General features: G+C 40.1%; 17 protein-coding genes, 1 pseudogene and 1 riboswitch. Of the genes and pseudogenes, 6 read left to right on the top strand and 12 right to left on the bottom strand.

The window, feature by feature from the left end:
* Nucleotides 1-133 precede the first annotated feature (133 nt).
* The 8 genes and pseudogenes from ybgF to JCM15074_RS16320 form a co-directional block, all read right to left on the bottom strand.
* Nucleotides 134-871 carry a tol-pal system protein YbgF gene (gene ybgF / locus JCM15074_RS16285; RefSeq protein ID WP_025822486.1) on the bottom strand — a complete coding sequence of 246 codons (738 nt, stop codon included), beginning with the start codon at nt 869-871 and terminating at the stop codon, nt 134-136.
* A gap of 24 nt (nt 872-895) precedes the next feature.
* A complete protein-coding gene (gene pal, locus JCM15074_RS16290; protein WP_025822488.1) occupies nt 896-1,450 on the bottom strand; it encodes a peptidoglycan-associated lipoprotein Pal in 555 nt (184 codons plus the stop codon).
* Nucleotides 1,451-1,470: 20 nt separating this feature from the next.
* Nucleotides 1,471-2,796 carry a Tol-Pal system beta propeller repeat protein TolB gene (tolB, locus tag JCM15074_RS16295; RefSeq protein WP_025822490.1) on the bottom strand — a complete coding sequence of 442 codons (1,326 nt, stop codon included), beginning with the start codon at nt 2,794-2,796 and terminating at the stop codon, nt 1,471-1,473.
* A gap of 9 nt (nt 2,797-2,805) precedes the next feature.
* Nucleotides 2,806-3,770: pseudogene (gene tolA / locus JCM15074_RS22695) on the bottom strand (cell envelope integrity protein TolA).
* Nucleotides 3,771-4,208 (bottom strand): protein TolR, encoded by a 438-nt coding sequence (gene tolR, locus JCM15074_RS16305; RefSeq protein ID WP_025822492.1) that lies wholly within the window; start codon nt 4,206-4,208, stop codon nt 3,771-3,773.
* Nucleotides 4,208-4,897 (bottom strand): protein TolQ, encoded by a 690-nt coding sequence (gene tolQ, locus JCM15074_RS16310; RefSeq protein ID WP_025822494.1) that lies wholly within the window; start codon nt 4,895-4,897, stop codon nt 4,208-4,210. Before tolQ ends, tolR begins: the two co-directional genes overlap by 1 nt.
* Nucleotides 4,887-5,288: a tol-pal system-associated acyl-CoA thioesterase gene (ybgC, locus tag JCM15074_RS16315; RefSeq protein WP_025822496.1), complete on the bottom strand. Its 402-nt coding sequence runs from the start codon at nt 5,286-5,288 to the stop codon at nt 4,887-4,889. The genes tolQ and ybgC overlap by 11 nt, the downstream gene beginning before the upstream one ends.
* A gap of 765 nt (nt 5,289-6,053) precedes the next feature.
* Nucleotides 6,054-6,923 carry a flagellar protein MotY gene (locus JCM15074_RS16320; RefSeq protein ID WP_025822499.1) on the bottom strand — a complete coding sequence of 290 codons (870 nt, stop codon included), beginning with the start codon at nt 6,921-6,923 and terminating at the stop codon, nt 6,054-6,056.
* A gap of 147 nt (nt 6,924-7,070) precedes the next feature.
* Between JCM15074_RS16320 and rnt the strand changes: the two genes are divergently transcribed.
* On the top strand, nt 7,071-7,754 hold the full coding sequence (gene rnt / locus JCM15074_RS16325) for a ribonuclease T (protein ID WP_025822501.1): 684 nt from the start codon (nt 7,071-7,073) through the stop codon (nt 7,752-7,754).
* A 63-nt stretch (nt 7,755-7,817) separates the two neighbouring features.
* Here rnt and JCM15074_RS16330 read toward each other — a convergent pair whose 3' ends face one another.
* A complete protein-coding gene (locus tag JCM15074_RS16330) occupies nt 7,818-8,423 on the bottom strand; it encodes a peroxiredoxin (RefSeq protein ID WP_025822502.1) in 606 nt (201 codons plus the stop codon).
* Nucleotides 8,424-8,726: 303 nt separating this feature from the next.
* Between JCM15074_RS16330 and JCM15074_RS16335 the strand changes: the two genes are divergently transcribed.
* A complete protein-coding gene (locus JCM15074_RS16335; protein ID WP_025822504.1) occupies nt 8,727-10,046 on the top strand; it encodes a Na+/H+ antiporter family protein in 1,320 nt (439 codons plus the stop codon).
* Between the two features lie 153 nt (nt 10,047-10,199).
* A complete protein-coding gene (locus JCM15074_RS16340; RefSeq protein WP_025822506.1) occupies nt 10,200-11,519 on the top strand; it encodes a Na+/H+ antiporter family protein in 1,320 nt (439 codons plus the stop codon).
* A 54-nt stretch (nt 11,520-11,573) separates the two neighbouring features.
* Here the strand turns inward: JCM15074_RS16340 and upp are convergent, their stop codons facing one another.
* The gene (upp, locus tag JCM15074_RS16345; RefSeq protein ID WP_025822508.1) at nt 11,574-12,200 is read right to left on the bottom strand and encodes a uracil phosphoribosyltransferase; all 627 of its coding nucleotides are present in this window, start codon (nt 12,198-12,200) and stop codon (nt 11,574-11,576) included.
* Between the two features lie 241 nt (nt 12,201-12,441).
* Here upp and purM point away from each other — a divergent pair, with 241 nt between their 5' ends.
* The gene (gene purM / locus JCM15074_RS16350; protein WP_025822510.1) at nt 12,442-13,479 is read left to right on the top strand and encodes a phosphoribosylformylglycinamidine cyclo-ligase; all 1,038 of its coding nucleotides are present in this window, start codon (nt 12,442-12,444) and stop codon (nt 13,477-13,479) included.
* Complete coding sequence (gene purN, locus JCM15074_RS16355; protein ID WP_025822512.1) at nt 13,479-14,123, top strand: phosphoribosylglycinamide formyltransferase; 645 nt, start codon at nt 13,479-13,481, stop codon at nt 14,121-14,123. Before purM ends, purN begins: the two co-directional genes overlap by 1 nt.
* A 58-nt stretch (nt 14,124-14,181) precedes the next feature.
* Here the strand turns inward: purN and yecR are convergent, their stop codons facing one another.
* Together yecR and JCM15074_RS16370 are read right to left on the bottom strand one after the other, a co-directional pair.
* Nucleotides 14,182-14,493, bottom strand: coding sequence for a YecR family lipoprotein (gene yecR, locus JCM15074_RS16360; RefSeq protein WP_025822514.1), 312 nt, complete (start codon nt 14,491-14,493; stop codon nt 14,182-14,184).
* A gap of 539 nt (nt 14,494-15,032) precedes the next feature.
* The gene (locus JCM15074_RS16370) at nt 15,033-18,452 is read right to left on the bottom strand and encodes a M66 family metalloprotease (protein WP_025822516.1); all 3,420 of its coding nucleotides are present in this window, start codon (nt 18,450-18,452) and stop codon (nt 15,033-15,035) included.
* A 106-nt stretch (nt 18,453-18,558) separates the two neighbouring features.
* Nucleotides 18,559-18,646: riboswitch (cyclic di-GMP riboswitch) on the bottom strand.
* Nucleotides 18,647-18,926: 280 nt separating this feature from the next.
* Here JCM15074_RS16370 and JCM15074_RS16375 point away from each other — a divergent pair.
* Nucleotides 18,927-19,673, top strand: coding sequence for an HAD-IIA family hydrolase (locus JCM15074_RS16375; RefSeq protein ID WP_025822518.1), 747 nt, complete (start codon nt 18,927-18,929; stop codon nt 19,671-19,673).
* Nucleotides 19,674-19,940: the final 267 nt, after the last annotated feature.

Genomic DNA, 19,940 nt, shown 5'->3' on the forward strand with positions numbered 1-19,940 from the left:
TTTTTACTTCTCAACCCGGCTTGCCGTGCTGAGGGCGCCTATAATACCTATTTCATCATTGCATGCAAGTGTAAATATTGCTTTTTTGGTTGTTTGCCTGAAAAACAAGCTAGGCGCCTAAATTTTAGTTAAATCATGATTTAATTGCAGCCAACTGTTGCTTGGCAATTCTTGCAGCAGCACTATTTGGGTATAGCTTAACAACTTCGTTATAGATACCTTGAGCTGCAGTTGCATCACCTGACTTTTCAGAAATCAATCCTAACTTGACTAAACTATCACCACGCTTATTCGATTTAGGGAATTTTTCAACTACCGTCATAAAGGCGGACTTTGCTTTAACGAAGTCTTGCTTATTATAAAGTAGCTGCCCTAACCAATAATTGGCATTAGCTGCATAGGTAGAATTGGGATACTTTTCGATAAACTGACCAAATGCTGGAATCGCTTCGTCATATTTCCGCTGTTTTAAAACAAGATTAACCGCTTGTTCATAACTTGCAGTTTCGCTCAAACTGACATTCGTCACCACTGGTGCTGTAGATGTAGGGGCAACAGTAACAGCTTGCTCTGATGATTTAGCAGTGAGATTCGCAATTTCATCATAAAGTTGACGTTGACGCTGTAACATCTGATTTATTTGATAGCTCTGTTGCTCAGTCAAGCCTCGTAGATCAAGTACGTCTTGTTGTAATTGATCAAGTCGTTGTTGCATTTCAAACTCTGATTGCTGTTTAGCTTTCATCATTCGCTCAAGCATAGCGACTTTATCGCCTTGACTCATTGCAGACACATCTTCTACTGGCGCTGGTGCGGCAGATGCCACACCAAGATAGAATACTGTTGCAACGGCTAATACCGCTCTTTTCATTGATACTCTCCTTAACACTACAGATTAGTAAACTAATACTGCACGACGGTTTTTCGCAAAACCTTCAGGAGTACGTGATAAGTCGATAGGTTTCTCTTCACCGTAACTTACAATGCTCATTTGACTTGGCATCACACCCATGCCTTGTAAATATTTAGCAACGGCTTTAGCACGACGCTCACCAAGAGCAATGTTATATTCAGGTGTTCCACGCTCATCGGCATGACCTTCAATCATCACTTTTACATTTGGATGTTCAACCAAATATTCACCATGTGCTTGTAAAATTTGAGCATATGGACCTTGTACTTCACTACGGTCGAAGTCAAAGTAAATGACATGCTCTTTACGTAACTCTTGGTTCTTTAAACGTTGCTGCTCTGCTGGCGATAAAATAGGAGCAACTGAGCCAGTTTGAACACCTGACCCCGTAGTGCCATCTTGACCTTGGCCTGTTTGTGTAGAATTAGTTGATGAGCCAGATGCATCCACTTCAGATTCTGATGTCGTACTACAAGCACTCAATGCCATAATAGGAAGTGCAACCACCATTGCTTTTAATAATTTGTTCAATTCCATTATTCTTTCCTTATTCTTGTTTAATTTTGTAAAAATGGAGACCAAGCTGGTGACTTCACTTCACCCTGACCTACAGGTAATCTTGCTTTAAAACGACCGTCCATCGACACTGCAGCTAATACTTGCTTACCTTGGTAAGTTGTACCGTAAATAATCATAGTGCCATTAGGTGCAATGCTCGGAGATTCATCTAAGCGAGTTGTTGTTAGTACTTGCATAAAACGAGTTTCTAAATCCATACGAGCAATATTAAATTTGCCATTAGTACGGTTAACAAAAACGATGCTTCGACCATCTGGAGTAATTGAGCCGCCTAGATTCCATTCACCTTCAAAAGTTAAGCGCGCAACCTTACCCGTGGCGATATTCATCTTATAAAGCTGAGGACGACCACCGCGCTCAGAAGTAAACAGTAATGACTTACCATCAGGGAACCAACTTGGTTCAGTATCAATGGCATAGTGATTAGTCATGCGTTTAGCCGCTTTAGTCGCAATATCGATAATATAAATTTCTGGTTGGCCATCTTTAGATAAAGTAACCGCCAACTTTTTACCATCAGGTGAAAATGAAGGAGCACCGTTAATTCCTGGATAACTGGTAATTAATTGACGTTGCTGGGTATAGATATCTTGAATGTAAATTTCAGCTTTTTTATTTTCAAAACTCACATAAGCTAATTTACGACCATCTGGCGACCAAGATGGTGACATCAAAGGCTCTGGTGAACGTAATAACATATGTTCATTATGGCCATCATAATCAGCAATCATCAATTGAAATGGTGATTTGTCAGCATAATTAACAACCACATAAGCGATACGCGTTAAAAAGGCACCGCGAATTCCGGTTAGCTTTTGATAAACGATATCACTGATACGATGACCAAACTGTCTAAATTGATCAGCACTAATCACTGACTGGCGGCTTTCTAATAAAATATCTTGTGCCTTGGCATCATGATTTAACTGCGCTTTAACTAAATCAATGAGATCAAAGCTTACCTGATAATTACCATCAGCTAACGGCTTAACAGATCCCATTAATACTGCTTCGGCTGTTGAACCCGCCCACTGTTTAAGATCAAACTGAGCAACACTATCAATATTATGCTGTGGTAATTTATCTTGAGCGAGTGGCGAAAAGGTACCGCTGCGGGTTAAATCAGATAAAACAACATCAGATATTTGCTCTGGCGCAGGACCAGTGCCTTGCCATACAAATGGAATAACGGCAATTGGTCTTGCAGCATCAACCCCTTCAGTAATAACAATATCCAGCGCTGCTCTTGCAGGCATAGCAATTACGACCAAGGTCAATAACAGCCATTTTGTTAACGTTTTCATGCCACTCCTTTAGTTAAATTCAGGTTTTACCGTTAAATTGATTTCTTTTAATTTGTTATATACATCAGCATCAGGAGATACCGGTAAACGTCCTGCTTTATTAATCGCTGCGGTAGCTGCACGGCATACCACACTATCGCCACTTAATGTACGCGTTGACGTTACAAACCCATCTTTAGCCAATCTAATATTGACTCGACAACTCTTATTGCGCATTGACTCATCGATCACTAAATTGCGCTTAATTGTCGCTTGAATCATCGCAGTATATCTTGCCACTTCACCATTAATCTGACGATTACGCGTTTGTGACAATGCAGCTTGTTCAGCCGCTAATGCGTCTTGCATTTGTTGCTCTTGTTCTTGCCTTGCTTTTTCTTCTGCTAGACGTTTACGTTCCGCTTCCGCTTTACGCTTACGTTCTTCGGCAGCTTTTTTAGCCGCAAGTTCCTCTTGTTTACGTTTTTCGGCGGCTTTTTGGGCTGCAACTTCAGCCGCTTTTTGCTCTTGCTCTTTTTGCTTACGCACTTGTTCTGCTTTTGCCGCTGCGGCTTGTTGCTGTTGCTCTTTTAACTTAGCCACTTTCGCTGCTTCGTTGGCTTTTTTAGTCGCAATTTCTTGCTGTTTACGTTGCTGCTCTAATTCGCGTATACGTTGCTGCTCACGCTGACGAGCTTTTTTAGCCTCATTAGCTTCACGCTCCAATTGTTGCTGACGTTTTTGCTCTGCAAGTCGTTCATCACGTTGCTGTTGTTTAAACTTTTCAACTTGAGCAGCGACTTTCTGCTGATCCACCATCACGGCTTTAACGATAGGTTTTGGCGCTTCACCAGCGACGGAGCTTGAGTGGCGACTTGTGGTAATGGCTTAGGCTCTGAATCAAATTCAAAACCCACCAATAATATACCAATGACAACCAAATGAACCGCAGCAGAAATTAACAAAGGAATTGTCATATCTGATTTAGCTTTCACTTATTGCTCCTTAGGTGAGTCAGTCATCAAACCAACAGAAGGTACGCCTGCATGCTGCAGAGTCACCATTAATTGGATAACGCGATCATAAGGAATTGCTCTGTCTGCTTTCACAACGACAGGACGTTCTGGTTCTAACTGGATCAGTGCACTCACTTGCGTAGCGAGGTCTTCAAGTGTTAGTGCCTGCTTAGTTGCGGCGCCACCTGCATCTAGAAAATATTCACCTTGTGCATCAACTGACGCAATAATAGGAGGCTTGCTGTCAGCAGGTAATGCCTCAGCTGATGCCTCTGGCAAATCGACTTTCACGCCTTGTGTCACTATTGGCGCAGTTACCATAAAGATGATCAATAATACCAACATCACATCGATATAAGGTACTACGTTAATTTCAGCTACTGGGCGTCTGCGTTTACGCTGATAACCCTGTTGCATTAGTCATTATCCTTACTTGTAAATGCTTGACGATGAAGAATACTGGTAAACTCTTCCATAAAATTAATATAAGTAAGCTCTTGTTTCTCAACCATAGTGCAGTAACGGTTATAAGCAATTACCGCTGGAATAGCGGCAAATAAACCCATTGCAGTTGCAATCAAAGCTTCAGCAATACCGGGAGCAACCATTGCTAGAGTGGCATTTTCTACCGCACCCAATGCGATAAATGAATTCATGATGCCCCAAACAGTACCAAATAGACCAATATAAGGTGTTGTGGAACCAATTGTGGCAAGAAGTGGTAAGTTGTTTTCAAGTTTTTCAACTTCACGAGTTAAGGTCACTCGCATCGAGCGATATGTCCCGTCCATTACAGCATTAGGTGCTTTACCGTTTAACTGAGTTAGACGAGTGTACTCTTTAAAACCATTAACAAACATGGTTTCAAGTCCAGAAGTGTTATCGCCACGCGCACTTAATTCTTGGTAAAAACGATTTAAATCGACACCTGACCAAAATTTATCTTCAAAAGCAACAGCATTAACACGGGCTGCTTTTAAGAGTTTATGACGCTGAATAATGACAGCCCAAGATAAAACGGATAATCCAAGCAGGGTTAGCATCACTAATTTAACTAACAAACTGGCTTGAAGAAATAATCCTATAAATGAAATATCAGCGTGCACCTTGAAACTCCTGCAAAATCAACTGAGGGATAGATTTAGGTCGCATTTTGGATAATGCAACACATACAACAACAATGCTGGCTCGGCAATAACATTGACCATCAGCATCAACTAATTCTTGATCAAACACCATAGATGCACGTTTGAGTTCTTGAATTCGACTATTAACTAGCAGCTTTTGTTCAAACTTAGCGGGTTTAATAAAATCGATATCGGCTTTTTTGACCACAAAAGCAACATCTTGTTCAAGTAACGTAGCTTGCTTAATATTCATGGCATATAACCATTCACTACGAGCACGTTCAAAGAAATTAAGATAATTTGAATGATACACAACGCCACCTGCATCAGTATCTTCATAATAAATAGAAATCGGCCAAGTAAACATAATCTTAATCTTTAAATTTGATATAAAAATAGAAGCCTACTATACCGAGCATTATCAATCTTGTGAATGATTTGGAATGGGGATTTAGCGATTCTTTTATGAAAAAAACAGCTTGGTAACTATTTTTGCAGAAGATAGCTTTTTTTTTATAATTTAACGCTATCCATCAGGCGACCACTTTGGCCTTATCTGACTTATCAGTTCAAAATATTCAACACTTAATCATACAGAATTAGCACACGCCATTTATTTGCCGTAGCAAGTGTATATTTACCGTTTAATATTTGTACTAAATGATAAAAAGTTATAAAAATAGTCCACTTAAATATTAATTAAAATACATGTAGGATAGGCCATTGCGCCGCGTTAACAATTTAGCAACACTAAAAAGTTCAATAAAATTAGGTTTACTAATACTAAATTGGGTTATTCCACAAAAATAAGGATTAAATAGTGATCTAGATCGCTTTACTCTGAAAGTTTCACATTAGATTTACTAATCTATATCGCTAATTTTTCTTGGTTGTATAGTGTTATAACTATGCCTACAATTGCCTCGTTTTCTGGAAGTGCTTGTTTAACGACAGGTATGAAAACAAAGAACTTTTTATCGATGTTTGATGACGTCGATTATCCCTGGTTCTTATGCTTGACTTCCTTCCTTCAATTTGTTGATTGCAATCTATTTTTTTGCAGCCCGCTTGATGAGCGGGCTTTTTTTTGCCTAAAAAAAACCAACATCTCTGTTGGCTTTATTCTATTGGTTAATTAACTATTTTTATTAATTCGAATCACTACCCTTCGGTTTTTAGCACGTTCATCAATTTCATCATTCGTCGCAACGGGCCGTTTTTCACCATGAGCCATCGTCACAATACGCTCTTTAGGTATCCCCTTGGCAATCATAAAGTCTTTCACCGAGTGAGCACGCCCTTGAGCAACTCTTTGGTTGACGCTACGGCTGCCATAACTGTCGGTATAAGCATCCACTAGCACCAAATCCACATCTTGATCATATGCAAGGTACTCTTGTACTCGCTTAAGTTGACGCTGCGAAATCTGAGTTAAGTCATTACCGCCTGATTCATAGTTCAATACGGTAAAGGCAATATCTTCATAGCCGTAGGGTAACAAACGTGAAAGACAGTCTTTAAAAGCATTATAATTTCGTTTGAAATTAGCCGATGATAGGCCAACGGCAACTTGTTGATTACGATTGTACCAATCAGAGTAATAGAAAGTCGGTTGCATGCCACGCTCTAATTCATTCAACATAAACCATGCATCTTTTTTGGCGACCTCACCATTAAAGTGTTTTTTGTATTCGATATAGGTAATAGGTGTCGATGCTTTTCCTGGACGCCAGTCAGGTGATTTACTCATTAATTTTGCATTAGTGACAGCATCAGGTTTAAGCCACATATCTAATACAAAATGTAAATTAAGCTGTTTACTCGCCTCGCTAATGAATACCGCTTTGCCGTATGATGGAATATCATGTTCAAGTCGGCACTGTACTGGTGTATTTTCTGCTAAACGCCATGATGAATTATCGATAGCAGCAACATACTGTCGCATATCAGCCACGGCCGCGAATGGAAGGCTTAAGGTTGTTATGAGTAATATTTTCTGCCACATAAAAGTCACTTTTAGCTATTTCAGTCCCTAGTTTCCAACTATCGGCAAAAAAAAAGAATTCTTTAGCTTAGAATTTACGCAATCACACATGACACCTTGCCTGCATTTTTTGCATAATAGCGAGTAGAGAGATAACTAGGGATTTATATGAGCGATATTTGCGATGCACACAAACTAAAACACCGTTTCCGTGGATATTATCCAGTGGTGATTGATGTTGAAACCGCAGGCTTTAACGCTCGCACCGATGCACTTTTAGAGATTGCTGTCAGCCTCTTAAAAATGGATCAAGATGGTGATTTGGTCTTAGATAAAACCCTACACTTCAATATAGAACCATTTGAAGGGGCAAATTTAGAACCTGAAGCTTTAGCATTTACAGGCATTGACCCAACGAACCCTTTACGTGGTGCGGTATCTGAAAAAGAAGCCTTACTCGAAATTTTTAAAGAAGTTAAAAAAGGTCAAAAAGCTTCAAATTGCCATCGCAGTATAATTGTGGCTCACAATGCCGCTTTTGATCATGGTTTTGTTAGCCAAGCGATTGAACGAACAGGTATCAAGCGTTCACCATTTCATCCGTTTGCGACCTTTGACACGGCATCATTAGCTGGTTTAGTGATTGGCCATACTGTATTAGCTAAAGCTTGTAAAATGGCAGGCATCGATTTTGATAATAAAGAAGCACATAGTGCACTGTATGATACAGAGCGTACTGCGGAGCTATTTTGTTATATGGTCAATCGTTATAAAGCATTAGGTGGTTGGCCTTTACACCAAGATGAAGATGAAGACGAAGATAGCCAAGTAGCGATCGCTGCTGAAGGGTAATTTGAAATCAATAGTAATAAAAAAGCTGCCTAAGGCAGCTTTTTTCATTTTATTGCAGCGAGATTATAGCTCGTCTGCATTTTCTGCAAGATAAGAAGCCACACCATCTGGACTTGCGTCCATACCCTTCTCACCTTTTTCCCAACCTGCTGGACAAACGTCACCGTGCTCTTCATGGAATTGCAGTGCATCAATCATACGTAGCATTTCGTCAACATTACGACCTAGCGGTAAGTCGTTAACCACTTGATGACGTACCATGCCTTCTTTATCAATTAGGAATGAACCACGGAATGCAACACCCGCTTCAGGATGCTCAACATCATATGCTTTACAAATTTCATGTTTAACATCAGCAACCAGTGTATATTGAACTTGGCCAATACCACCTTTGTCTACTGGCGTATTACGCCATGCATTATGGGTAAACTGTGAATCGATAGAAACACCAATCACTTCAACACCACGCTTTTTGAACTCATCCATACGATGATCAAATGCAATCAACTCAGATGGGCAAACAAAAGTAAAATCGAGTGGGTAAAAGAAAACAACTGCAGTTTTACCTTTAATGGCAGCAGTAAGGTTAAAACTATCTACGATATCACTGTTACCTAAAACTGCTGCTGCGGTAAAATCAGGTGCTGGACGACCAACTAATACGCTCATTATAAATCTCCATCATGGACTAAGCTTATGACAATGTAATAATCCCTATTACAAGGGTTACTATTTGGTCGCATTAAGATACAACCAAATCAGAAAGAGATCACCTTTTACTTTCTTTCTTGCAACAAATGATCACATTATTAATTCAAATAATATACCTTCGTATAGATTATCCACAAGCCTCAAGATTAAAAATGGATTATTTGTGGATTAATTGAATTTAATGCCATTTCAAGGCTGGACAATACCTGCCTACCCAGTCGAGAATAGGTACATTAACTACAATAACTAAAGACTTAACTAATGAATGCAGTCGTTATCTCTGTGTGTCTGATGCTAGGCCTCAGTATGGCCCGGGTCAATGTCGTGATCGCTTTAACCATCAGTGCGGTAGTAGCCGGATTATTTGGTGGCTTAAATTTACATGATACCATCTCAGCCTTTAATCATGGTTTAGGTGGTGGTGCTCAAATCGCGCTAAGTTATGCGCTATTGGGCGCATTTGCGGTTGCTTTATCGCATAGTGGCTTAACTACCTTAATATCAAAAAAGATTGTGCATTCTATTGGTGCTAATCCCGATGCAGCTAATATTCGTAAAGTTCGTTATATTCTGCTTTTCGCATTATTGTCTATGGCAATTGCATCGCAAAACGTACTACCGATCCATATTGCGTTTATTCCAATTTTGGTTCCGCCACTGTTGCACGTCATGTCTAAACTCAAGCTAGATCGTCGTTTAGTGGCTTGTGTCATGACCTTTGGTCTCGTCACAACCTATATGATATTGCCGGTTGGATTTGGTGGCATATTTTTAAATGATATTCTTTTAGCGAATTTACGTGCTAATGGATTACAAGCGGTCACGGGTGAAGTCACTCATGCGATGTTAATCCCTGCTTTAGGTATGTTTGTTGGTCTATTGATTGCAGTATTTATTAGCTACCGTAAACCACGTGAATATAACGAAGAACAAATTTTAGCCGTTGAGCCTGAAGACGGTATCAATAAGCGAAATATTACCATTGCACTTATCGCTATTGCCTCAACCTTAGCTGTGCAACTTTATACTGATTCAATGATTTTTGGTGCCTTAGTTGGCTTTGTGATCTTTAGCGCATCAGGTGCATTAAAGCATACTGCAGATCAAGATATCTTTAACCAAGGCGTACGCATGATGGCCAATATTGGCTTTATTATGATTGCTGCTGCAGGTTTTGCTGCTGTCATTAAGGCTACCGGCGAAGTTCCAAGCCTAGTTGAATCAGTTGGCACCATGATTGGCCAACATAAAGGTATTGCCGCTTTCTTAATGCTTTTTATTGGATTACTGATCACGATGGGCATTGGATCTTCGTTTTCTACGATTCCAATTATTGCCACCATTTATGTGCCATTAGCCCTAAGCTTTGATTTCTCTGTAGCAGCGACTATCGCGTTAGTTGGTACAGCAGCAGCATTAGGTGATGCAGGCTCGCCGGCATCGGATTCAACCTTAGGCCCTACCGCTGGTTTAAATGCTGATGGTCAGCATGATCATATCCGCGACAGTGTGATCCCAACCTTTATTCACTATAATATTCCGTTATTGATATTTGGCTGGATTGCCGCGATGGTACTCTAACCACATCTTATACGATTCATCTTAAAGCCAGCAAAATTGCTGGCTTTTCATTTTAAAACACTGAACATTTATTAGTAGTAGCTTATTTAAGCTGGTCATTACCTCTCAAGCCTGATAGAAATAAACAATCGCCCTCAACAATAAGAGCACTTTATGAATGCCGTTGTGATTGCTGTCTGTCTGATGTTATTGCTAAGCCTGCTACGAATAAATGTCGTTATCGCCCTCACGGTAAGCGCTGTAGTCGCGGGGTTGATGGGGAATTTAGATCTACATCAAACTATTGATGCCTTTAACTCAGGATTAGGTGGTGGCGCAAAAATTGCGCTGAGTTATGCCTTGCTGGGAGCTTTTGCCGTCGCCCTATCTCATAGTGGCTTAACCACATTGATTTCTAATAAAATAATCCACTATATTGGCGTTGACCAAAACCATGCAAATTTAACTAAAATTCGCTACATATTATTGGTGGCGATACTGACCATGGCTATTTGCTCGCAAAACATACTGCCCATTCATATTGCTTTTATTCCAATTTTAATCCCACCACTTTTACATTTGATGTCCACGTTGCAGTTAGATAGACGTCTAGTCGCGTGTGTACTAACTTTTGGTTTAGTTACCACCTATATGATTTTACCCGTTGGATTTGGTGCGATTTTTATCAATAATATTTTGCTGTCCAATCTTAATGCCAACGGCTTAAATGCGGTTGGGACACAAGTGACTGAGGCGATGTTACTCCCCGCACTAGGCATGATTAGTGGCTTGTTAATCGCAGTATTTATTAGTTACCGTAAACCTCGTCAATATTCCGATAGCCAAATATCAAGTTCCACATCAGAGCAACGAATTAAACCATACAGTATTGTTATTGCGATTATTGCAGCGCTTAGCACATTAACAATTCAAATTTATACCTCATCAATGATATATGGCGCTCTAGTTGGTTTTATAATTTTTAGTTTGTCAGGCGCACTTAAACACAGTAACGATCAAGATGTGTTTAATCGAGGTATGCGGATGATGGCCAACATCGGTTTTATTATGATTGCAGCAGCAGGATTTGCGGCAGTGTTAAAAGCGACGGGTGATGTACCGTTATTGGTTGAATCAATGGCTGGATTTATCGGTCAAAATAGAGCATTGGGAGCAATACTAATGTTAGTAATTGGTCTATTAATCACCATGGGAATTGGCTCATCATTTTCAACGATTCCAATTATTGCCACCATTTATGTGCCATTATCTTTAAGCTTAGGTTTTTCAGTGGCCGCAACGATTGCAATTGTAGGCACGGCAGCAGCTTTAGGTGACGCTGGCTCCCCCGCATCAGACTCCACTCTAGGTCCAACTGCAGGCTTAAATGTTGATGGCCAACACGATCACATTCGTGACAGCGTGATCCCCACGTTTATTCACTACAATATTCCTTTACTGATTTTCGGTTGGGTAGCCGCTATGAGTTTATAATTTAATCAATAAAAAAAGGAAGCCTAAGCTTCCTTTTTATCATTCGATAACTAATTATTTAGTACCAAAAATCTTGTCACCCGCATCACCAAGGCCAGGTAAGATGTAACCCTTGTCATTTAGACACTCGTCAATTGCCGCAGTGTATAATTCAACGTCTGGGTGAGCCTTTTCTAATGCTGCAATACCTTCAGGTGCAGCCACTAAAACTAATGCGCGAATAGCGGTACAGCCACGAGATTTTAATAAATCGATAGTTGCAATCATTGAACCACCTGTTGCTAACATAGGGTCAACAACTAGTGCAATACGCTCATCAACGTTGCTTGCTAGCTTTTCAAAATATGGAACTGGTTCTAAAGTTTCTTCATCACGGTAAATGCCTACTACCGAAATACGTGCACTTGGCATATGCTCTAATACGCCATCCATCATGCCTAAACCTGCGCGTAAAATAGGCACTACAGTAACCTTTTTACCTTTGATCTGTTCGATCTCAACAGGGCCATTCCAACCTTCAATAGTCACAGTTTCAGTTTCAAAGTCAGCAGTTGCTTCATAAGTCAGTAAACTACCTACTTCAGCCGCTAACTCACGAAAACGCTTAGTGCTAATATCACCTTCGCGCATTAGACCGATTTTATGGCGTACTAAAGGATGCTTCACTTCAACAACTTTCATGCTTTTCTCCTGCTTTTTTGACGTATTTGCTCAAAGCAAATTTTACAGATTCTAGTTTATTTCGGTCATAGAAGAAAACACAAAATCAAATTATCATCAAAATCGTGATTTAACTCAGCTATTTCACAAAAAAAAGCGAAAAGATTATTTAGGAATCTGACCTTTATAGGGCTGCTACAAACTGTTAGAATCAGCGCCATAAAAAAATCCATAATAACGATGTACCCTAAGAGGATCCTCCGTGACCACTCCTACCTCACTAAGCTACAAAGATGCCGGCGTCGATATTGATGCAGGTAATGCGCTCGTAAACAATATCAAATCAGCGGTTAAACGCACTCATCGTCCAGAAGTCATGGGCAATTTGGGTGGGTTTGGTGCGCTATGCGAATTGCCTACGAAATACAAACACCCCGTACTTGTTTCAGGCACTGACGGTGTTGGTACCAAACTAAGACTTGCTATCGATTACAAAAAACATGACAGCGTAGGTATTGATCTCGTTGCGATGTGTGTAAACGACTTAATTGTACAAGGTGCTGAACCACTGTTTTTCCTTGACTATTATGCGACTGGCAAACTTGATGTAGAAACTGCGACATCAGTTGTTAACGGTATTGGCGAAGGTTGCTTCCAATCTGGTTGTGCCTTAATCGGTGGTGAAACAGCTGAAATGCCTGGTATGTATGAAGGTGACGATTACGACCTAGCTGGTTTTTGTGTAGGTGTGGTTGAAAAAGACCAAATTATTGATGGCAGCAAAGTCAAAGCAGGCGATGCACTTATCGCATTAGCTGCAAGCGGCCCTCATTCAAATGGCTACTCACTCATCCGTAAAGTATTAGAAGTGAGTCAAGCCGACCCACAGCAAATGTTAGAAGGCAAACCGCTTATCGAACATCTGCTAACCCCAACTCGTATTTATGTTAAACCTCTTTTAAAACTGATTGAGCAAACTGAAGTTCATGCTATGGCTCACATTACTGGTGGCGGATTCTGGGAAAACATTCCCCGCGTGTTACCAGAAGATTGTAAAGCTGTAGTGCAAGGAAACTCTTGGCAATGGCCACCTGTTTTCAGCTGGTTAATGGATAACGGTAATATTTCAGCATTTGAAATGTACCGTACCTTTAACTGTGGCGTTGGAATGATTGTAGCCCTACCTGCCGATAAAGCAGCGCAGGCGGTTGAGTTCCTTAACGCTGAAGGTGAACAAGCTTGGCTCATCGGTGAAATTGCCACTAGACATGGTGATGAAGAGCAAGTGGAGATCTTGTAATGCCTAAGAGCTGTCGCGTTTTAGTATTAATTTCAGGTAATGGTAGTAATTTACAAGCCGTTATCGATAGTTGTGATGACCACCTACAAGCGGAAGTTGTTGGCGTAATCAGTAATCAACCAGATGCTTATGGATTAATGCGTGCTCATCTCGCAGAGATTGATACCAGCTGCGTGATCGCTCATTCAGGTGAAAGCCGCCAAGAATACGATCAACGTTTAGCGAAAGCAATTGAACGTTATCAGCCTGATTTAATTGTATTAGCAGGCTTTATGCGCATCTTATCTAACGATATTGTTAACCAATATCTAGGTAAAATGATAAATATCCATCCTTCGTTGTTACCTAAGTATCCGGGTATGAACACCCACCAGCGTGCACTTGATGCTGGTGATACTGAACACGGTGCAAGTGTTCATTTTGTTATTCCTGAACTTGATGCAGGCCCAGTTATTTTACAGGCTAAAATACCTGTTTATGAAGGTGATGACGCTGAAGTATTAGCTCAACGAGTGCACGAACAAGAACATGCCATTTATCCATTAGTGGTTAAATGGTTTGCTCAAGGCCGTTTAGCAATGGTTAATGGTAAAGCAATACTTGATGACAAAGATGTTGGTCCTAGTGGTTATGCTCCTGATTAATCATTAATTAAATGAAAAAAGGAACCTATTTAGGTTCCTTTTTTATTGAAAGTCCTTTTTATTGGGAAGTACATAGGTACGCTTGTGTAATCCGCCAAGCATTACAGCCATTAGATGACTGTTTATTACACTCTGTAGTTATTGTTTGTTGTTCCCTTGCATAAGTGTAGCCTTTCGCTTTACATTGATTGACCGCGAGTATTGTCGCTTGCTGTCGACTGATCATCGGCGCTTCATAACCATTATATTGATAAGATAATTCAATCATTAGCTCTGTCTGATTTGTGTGCAAGGCTGCTGGCGACAAAGTGTTAGTATGGCAAGCAGATATCAATAGTACAGACACTAATATCAATAGAATATTTACCATACCCCAAACCTCATACGTCCCTTACCTAACTGCAACTTCACCATAAAATATTAAACCCATTAATTTAGTATGGTTATATCATGTTCAAATATTGACCTAATAGAAATTAGTCAAAAGTCGCAATCATCATTATAAATAAAAATGCAATTTGCACATTATTGAATTCGCTAACATGTTCTGAATCCTGCACGGTAAATAGAGATATGAGCCACTTTCCTTTGGCTTTATTAAGAATAATAAGTTGCGCCAACTTGATTAAATAACGCACTATCTTGTAAATAACTGCCAACAAGATTACTTACAACTGCACTTATTAGGAGTTAATAATCTTACGTTTAGCTGTTATCACTTTATGCAATGTACTCCCTGCCTTTAAACAGACTAAATACTTCACTGCTTGCTCATCCTTGAGCTTTAACTCACAACATTGCCGACCCGCAATTAACATAGATCCTCATATTTAATCCACTTAACCACTTTATATAAAAAAACCAGCGATAAACGCTGGTTTTTACCATCAAGAGTTTGCCGCTATAATATTATTTATAGCTATATTGACCAAAACGGCTTGAGAATACCCAATCTAGCCCATTGGACCACTTAATGTGTTCAACTTGCACACATTGGCCAGCAGCATTCACAAATCCAGCACCATAAAAACCATTATTAATCAGACTACATAAGTTGCGATTACTGCCGAGTTGCTCACTTTCACCTTTAGCTTTAACTCGTTCACCAGTATGTATTGGATCCCATAATGATAACCACTCAAATTGATTTAATGGCGATTCAATTCGCTCATCAATTCCAGCTTGTCGCACCGTAATATCATCACCACCACTACAGCGATAATCACCTGTTGCTAACTGCTCAACAAAACCATGAACAGTTTGCACTGTACCATTTATATTAAGATCAAAACGACATATAGGTAGCTGCACATCACCGACTTTCATTGTGGCTAGGTTATTTCTATCTCGTTGACTTAAATTATTTAAATCCATTTGCGCTGAATGCTTAAACCAGCCATTGTCAATTGAACTTGTTAATGCCTGATAACCATATTGCTGCCCAATAATGACGGCCTCTGGTAACTTATCCAAACCAGTGGCTAATGATGGAGTTAACTGAGCTAACTGATGTACACCCTCACCATCCTCACAATTTAAGCTGACATTCGCTAGAGTTTGTTGTGGCAAGTTAATATGGAATTTATTACTTTCACTGCTATTTAATCGCTGCCCCGCCAAGTCATATGAGCTTGATTGACCATGACTATCAATCACCTCTAAGCGGCAGACGTTGTGATGAATATATTGCCCTTGTTCAATATTATTACGCCAAATAGTGTACGCCCAATCACGATTATTACTGTGTTTAATCCCTGCAATTTGTACACATTGTCCATCTTGTACAAAGCCGGCACCGTTATGACTACTATTATCAATATCGGTCAATAAGCATAAACGCACTTCGCCAATTTGTGGCGTTGGGGTATAGCTAATCTCACCACGCCCATATGGGTATAACAGAGAGTAATCGCCAACTTGTGACTGCATCACTTGACGCTGACCATCAATCGTCCAACGCATATCATCACTGACTTGGCAAGTATTGGTTTGTTGATCAACACTACCGACTAAATTAACATTTTCAGCGGCAGAAGTTTGGAAGCTAAATTGGCATAGTCGCTTATACGAACCATTATCAACAATTGTTTTCCAACTCGTTGCTGCAATTTGTTCTGCCGTTAATGACTGCAATTGATGCCAACCTTGAGTCAGTGATAACTCTCCCGCTGCGGGGGTATAATCAGCCCCTTCAGGCAAATTAAACGTATTACCATAATTACCGTATAACACAGGATAAATCTGACTCGCATTCACTCGCATTGGATCATAAATACCCACTAAGGTCGTTACAGGCACGCCAGTTTGCGCTGCAGCAGGAAAATCTGTTTCAGCATCAATATAAGCTTGTAGTGCTTGATCCCATTTTACATAATAACTTGCACTGCTTGGATCTTGGTTATAGCCACTGTTTAACCAAGCTTGAACTCGCCTTACTTGCATAGGATGCTGATACGTAAAATTACTGACTAATCCTAATTTTCTATATTCACCACCCGCTTGGCTGTCAACCACAAAACGGAACGTGTCTAAATAAGGTGCAGAGGTTTCACCGCCAAGGGTAATTTCCCTTGCCTCACCACGCCAGTCTAAACTACCAATAAAACGTTTAAATAAATTATCCCAACCCCAGCCACTTTGCATATCATGCACTGACGCCATGCTTGGATAATGTCCTAAGCCGTAATTATGTGCCAACTCATGCGACCACTCATTACCGGTTGTATCTTCTAAAGTCACAATACCACCGCCGCCACTACCACCATGCACGACCGTTTTAGTCGCGTGAGTTTTTGCATCGGTATAAACTCCCACGTTGGTATGAGCCGTAATATGATTAAAACGTCGATTATAAGCTTGTGAACTGCCAGCTGTGGTACTTATGCCCACATTGGCATTATTGATACCAGTAGAGATAAGCGCTTTACCAATCGCCTCACGCATATCGCCAGAATGCCAGCCGCCATCAGTATCGCTACGCTCTGTGTAAACTTTACCATTTGGCATGGTCACAGTAGCAAAATAAGCGGGTGCATATTGACCAATAACCATTTTTGAAACTGGGATCTTTTGGAAATAATCTGCTGCATGTTCAGCAGTATTATTGGCCATCGTATTACGGCCTCGAGGCTGAGTAAGCATACCCATATCAATATTTTGAATCACAAGCTCAGGGGCGCCGCCAAATTCGATAGGTTGCGCTAATTGCGCATGCCGACCGTGATTATCAATAAACGCTAAGGTTAACCCCGGCAGCATCCAATCCCATGGTAAAGGTAAACTCCATACTTGATGACCAAAAATAACCGTAGGACGACCATCCACTTGATATTGATCGGTTTTAGGTTGCTGAGCAGGACTTTGCATCGGTAATCGACCAAGCAAAACGCCATCTTGATAGGCTTCTAACCAAAGTTGATTGATGTCGCTAAGCTGTGGAGTAACGAGTAACATCGCATCTCGCTTCATCACCACATCTGGCGCACCAATATCAGCATTACCAAATGGAGCAGTTAAGCTGTGACTTTGCATCAAGGATAAGTGCGCACCAAAATCTCCCTGCAAATGGTTTAATTGGCGAATACCATCATGAAATCCCATCTGAGTAGGTGCGGTAGTAAAACTGATGCTTGGTGCATCAATACAACCTGTTGTATTACAAGCTTGCAATTGAATTTGATACTCAGTATCCGCGACTAATTCAGGAAGAAAAAACTCAGGCTCTGTGGCACTAAACGCCTGAATGCGAGCGTCCGACGCAGAGGTTAATTGAATATGATATTGATTACCGGCCTGATGCCCTTTCCAAGTAATACTTGCCCCTACATCATAAATGCCCGATAACTGCAGCTCAGAAATGACAGGAGCACTGATACATTCGGTTTTCTCAAACCGCATAGTTTCAGCAGTTGAGAAACTTTGATTTGGATAATATTCAATAAAACAGCCTTGAGTTGAACTACTCATGCTACCAAATTCGTCATGAATAAAATAAAAACCATAGTCATTATTCATCACGACATCCCATTTATCATCTAAAAATGGAAAAGTATCGTAATACGGTTTTAGGGCTTCAGGGCCACCATAAGGAAATGGGAATTTAGGATAATTATTTTGATGGAGCTCAAAACGATGCTGATTATAAATAATATAACGTTTGCCATTTTCAACAATAACGCCATCGTCAGCATTCGCTCGTTGCTGGATACTCGTTATAATATCAAACGTTTGTTCAGCAGCTTGCTGCATATTAATTTGAGCATAACCACTAACAGGTAAAATTGCACTCGCAATTAATAGGGTCAGTGGTTTAATTTTGCTAGGTAACATATTAAATTCCTTATTGAATCATATAATCAATAAGGCAAAAACGCGTAAACGTAACCTGCGACTCATCCACTGCAACTCAGCTACAGTAAACGAGTGGTAAGATACCAATGGCATCCCCGCTATCATAGGTACAAAAGACCCTTAGACCGGTGGTTTTGCGTCCCAGCTTTTCAACTGGTTTGCCTTTTTCAATGTCACAGTAATCATTTACTGCTGTTGCAATATATGTGTAACTAAATAATTACACAAGTTTTTATAATGTAACGCGCAACCTACTATCACCCTATTTATGACGATTTGCGTTACTTATTGATACACTAAAAATAGCGTTAAAACGCGGTCTGTTAGACTTCTCAAGCATTAAAGTCGCTAATATTTTATTTGTATCAAGACCAACATTAAATTTGTATCACAATCTTGATCTTCCGCCATAAAAAGACTTAGATGAAATCAAAATGATAGCGAGGATAACCAATGAAAAGTGTAATTTGTGATATTGATGGCGTGTTATTACACGATAATCGGCTTATTCCAGGGAGTGATCTATTTATCCATCGCTTACTTGAGCAAGGTAATCCATTGGTACTGCTAACCAATTACCCCGTACAAACTGGATTAGATCTACAAAATAGATTGGCATCAGCAGGGATTAATGTTCCCGCATCATGCTTTTATACTTCAGCAATGGCCACTGCTGATTTTTTAAGGCATCAACACGGTACGAAAGCTTATGTCATTGGTGAAGGGGCATTAACGCATGAGCTGTATAACGCAGGTTTTACCATCACAGATATAAATCCAGACTTCGTCATTGTTGGTGAAACCCGCTCATATCATTGGGATATGATCCATAAGGCCGCTCAATTTATTAATAATGGCGCCCGTTTTATTGCCACTAATCCAGATACTCATGGTCCCTCTTTTAGTCCTGCTTGTGGCGCATTATGCGCACCAATTGAACTGATCTGTGGTAAAAAACCTTTCTACGTGGGTAAACCTAGCGCTTGGATTATTCGATCAGCACTGAACAGTATCAATGCTCATTCTGATAATACCGTTATTATTGGTGATAATATGAAGACAGACATATTGGCGGGTTTTCAAGCAGGTTTAGAAACCATTCTAGTCACCAGCGGTGTCAGTCAATTAACCGATATAGAAAAAGAGCCTTTTGAACCTAATCACGTCTTTAGCTGCGCAGGTGATATTGACGTCATATAAATACTCCCCCCAGAGTGAGCCACTTGCTCACTCACCTTTGGTTATACCCATTCTGCAACTGCTCTCATCTCACTTCAAAATAATGATTTCTACTATATGCATCAATAAAACTGTTATTTTTGACTATTTTTATATACGGGTTCAATTAGTTAACTCTGATTATGGTTTCATTAATCCAGCCCTTAAAACTAAGATACAAATTAAAGATTAACCATTAAAATCACAAATCACTTAAATAATATTCATTTTACAAGCTAAATACCAAAG

The organism is Shewanella marina JCM 15074 (genome assembly GCF_000614975.1).
In the GTDB taxonomy this organism is placed as follows: Bacteria; Pseudomonadota; Gammaproteobacteria; order Enterobacterales; family Shewanellaceae; genus Shewanella; species Shewanella marina.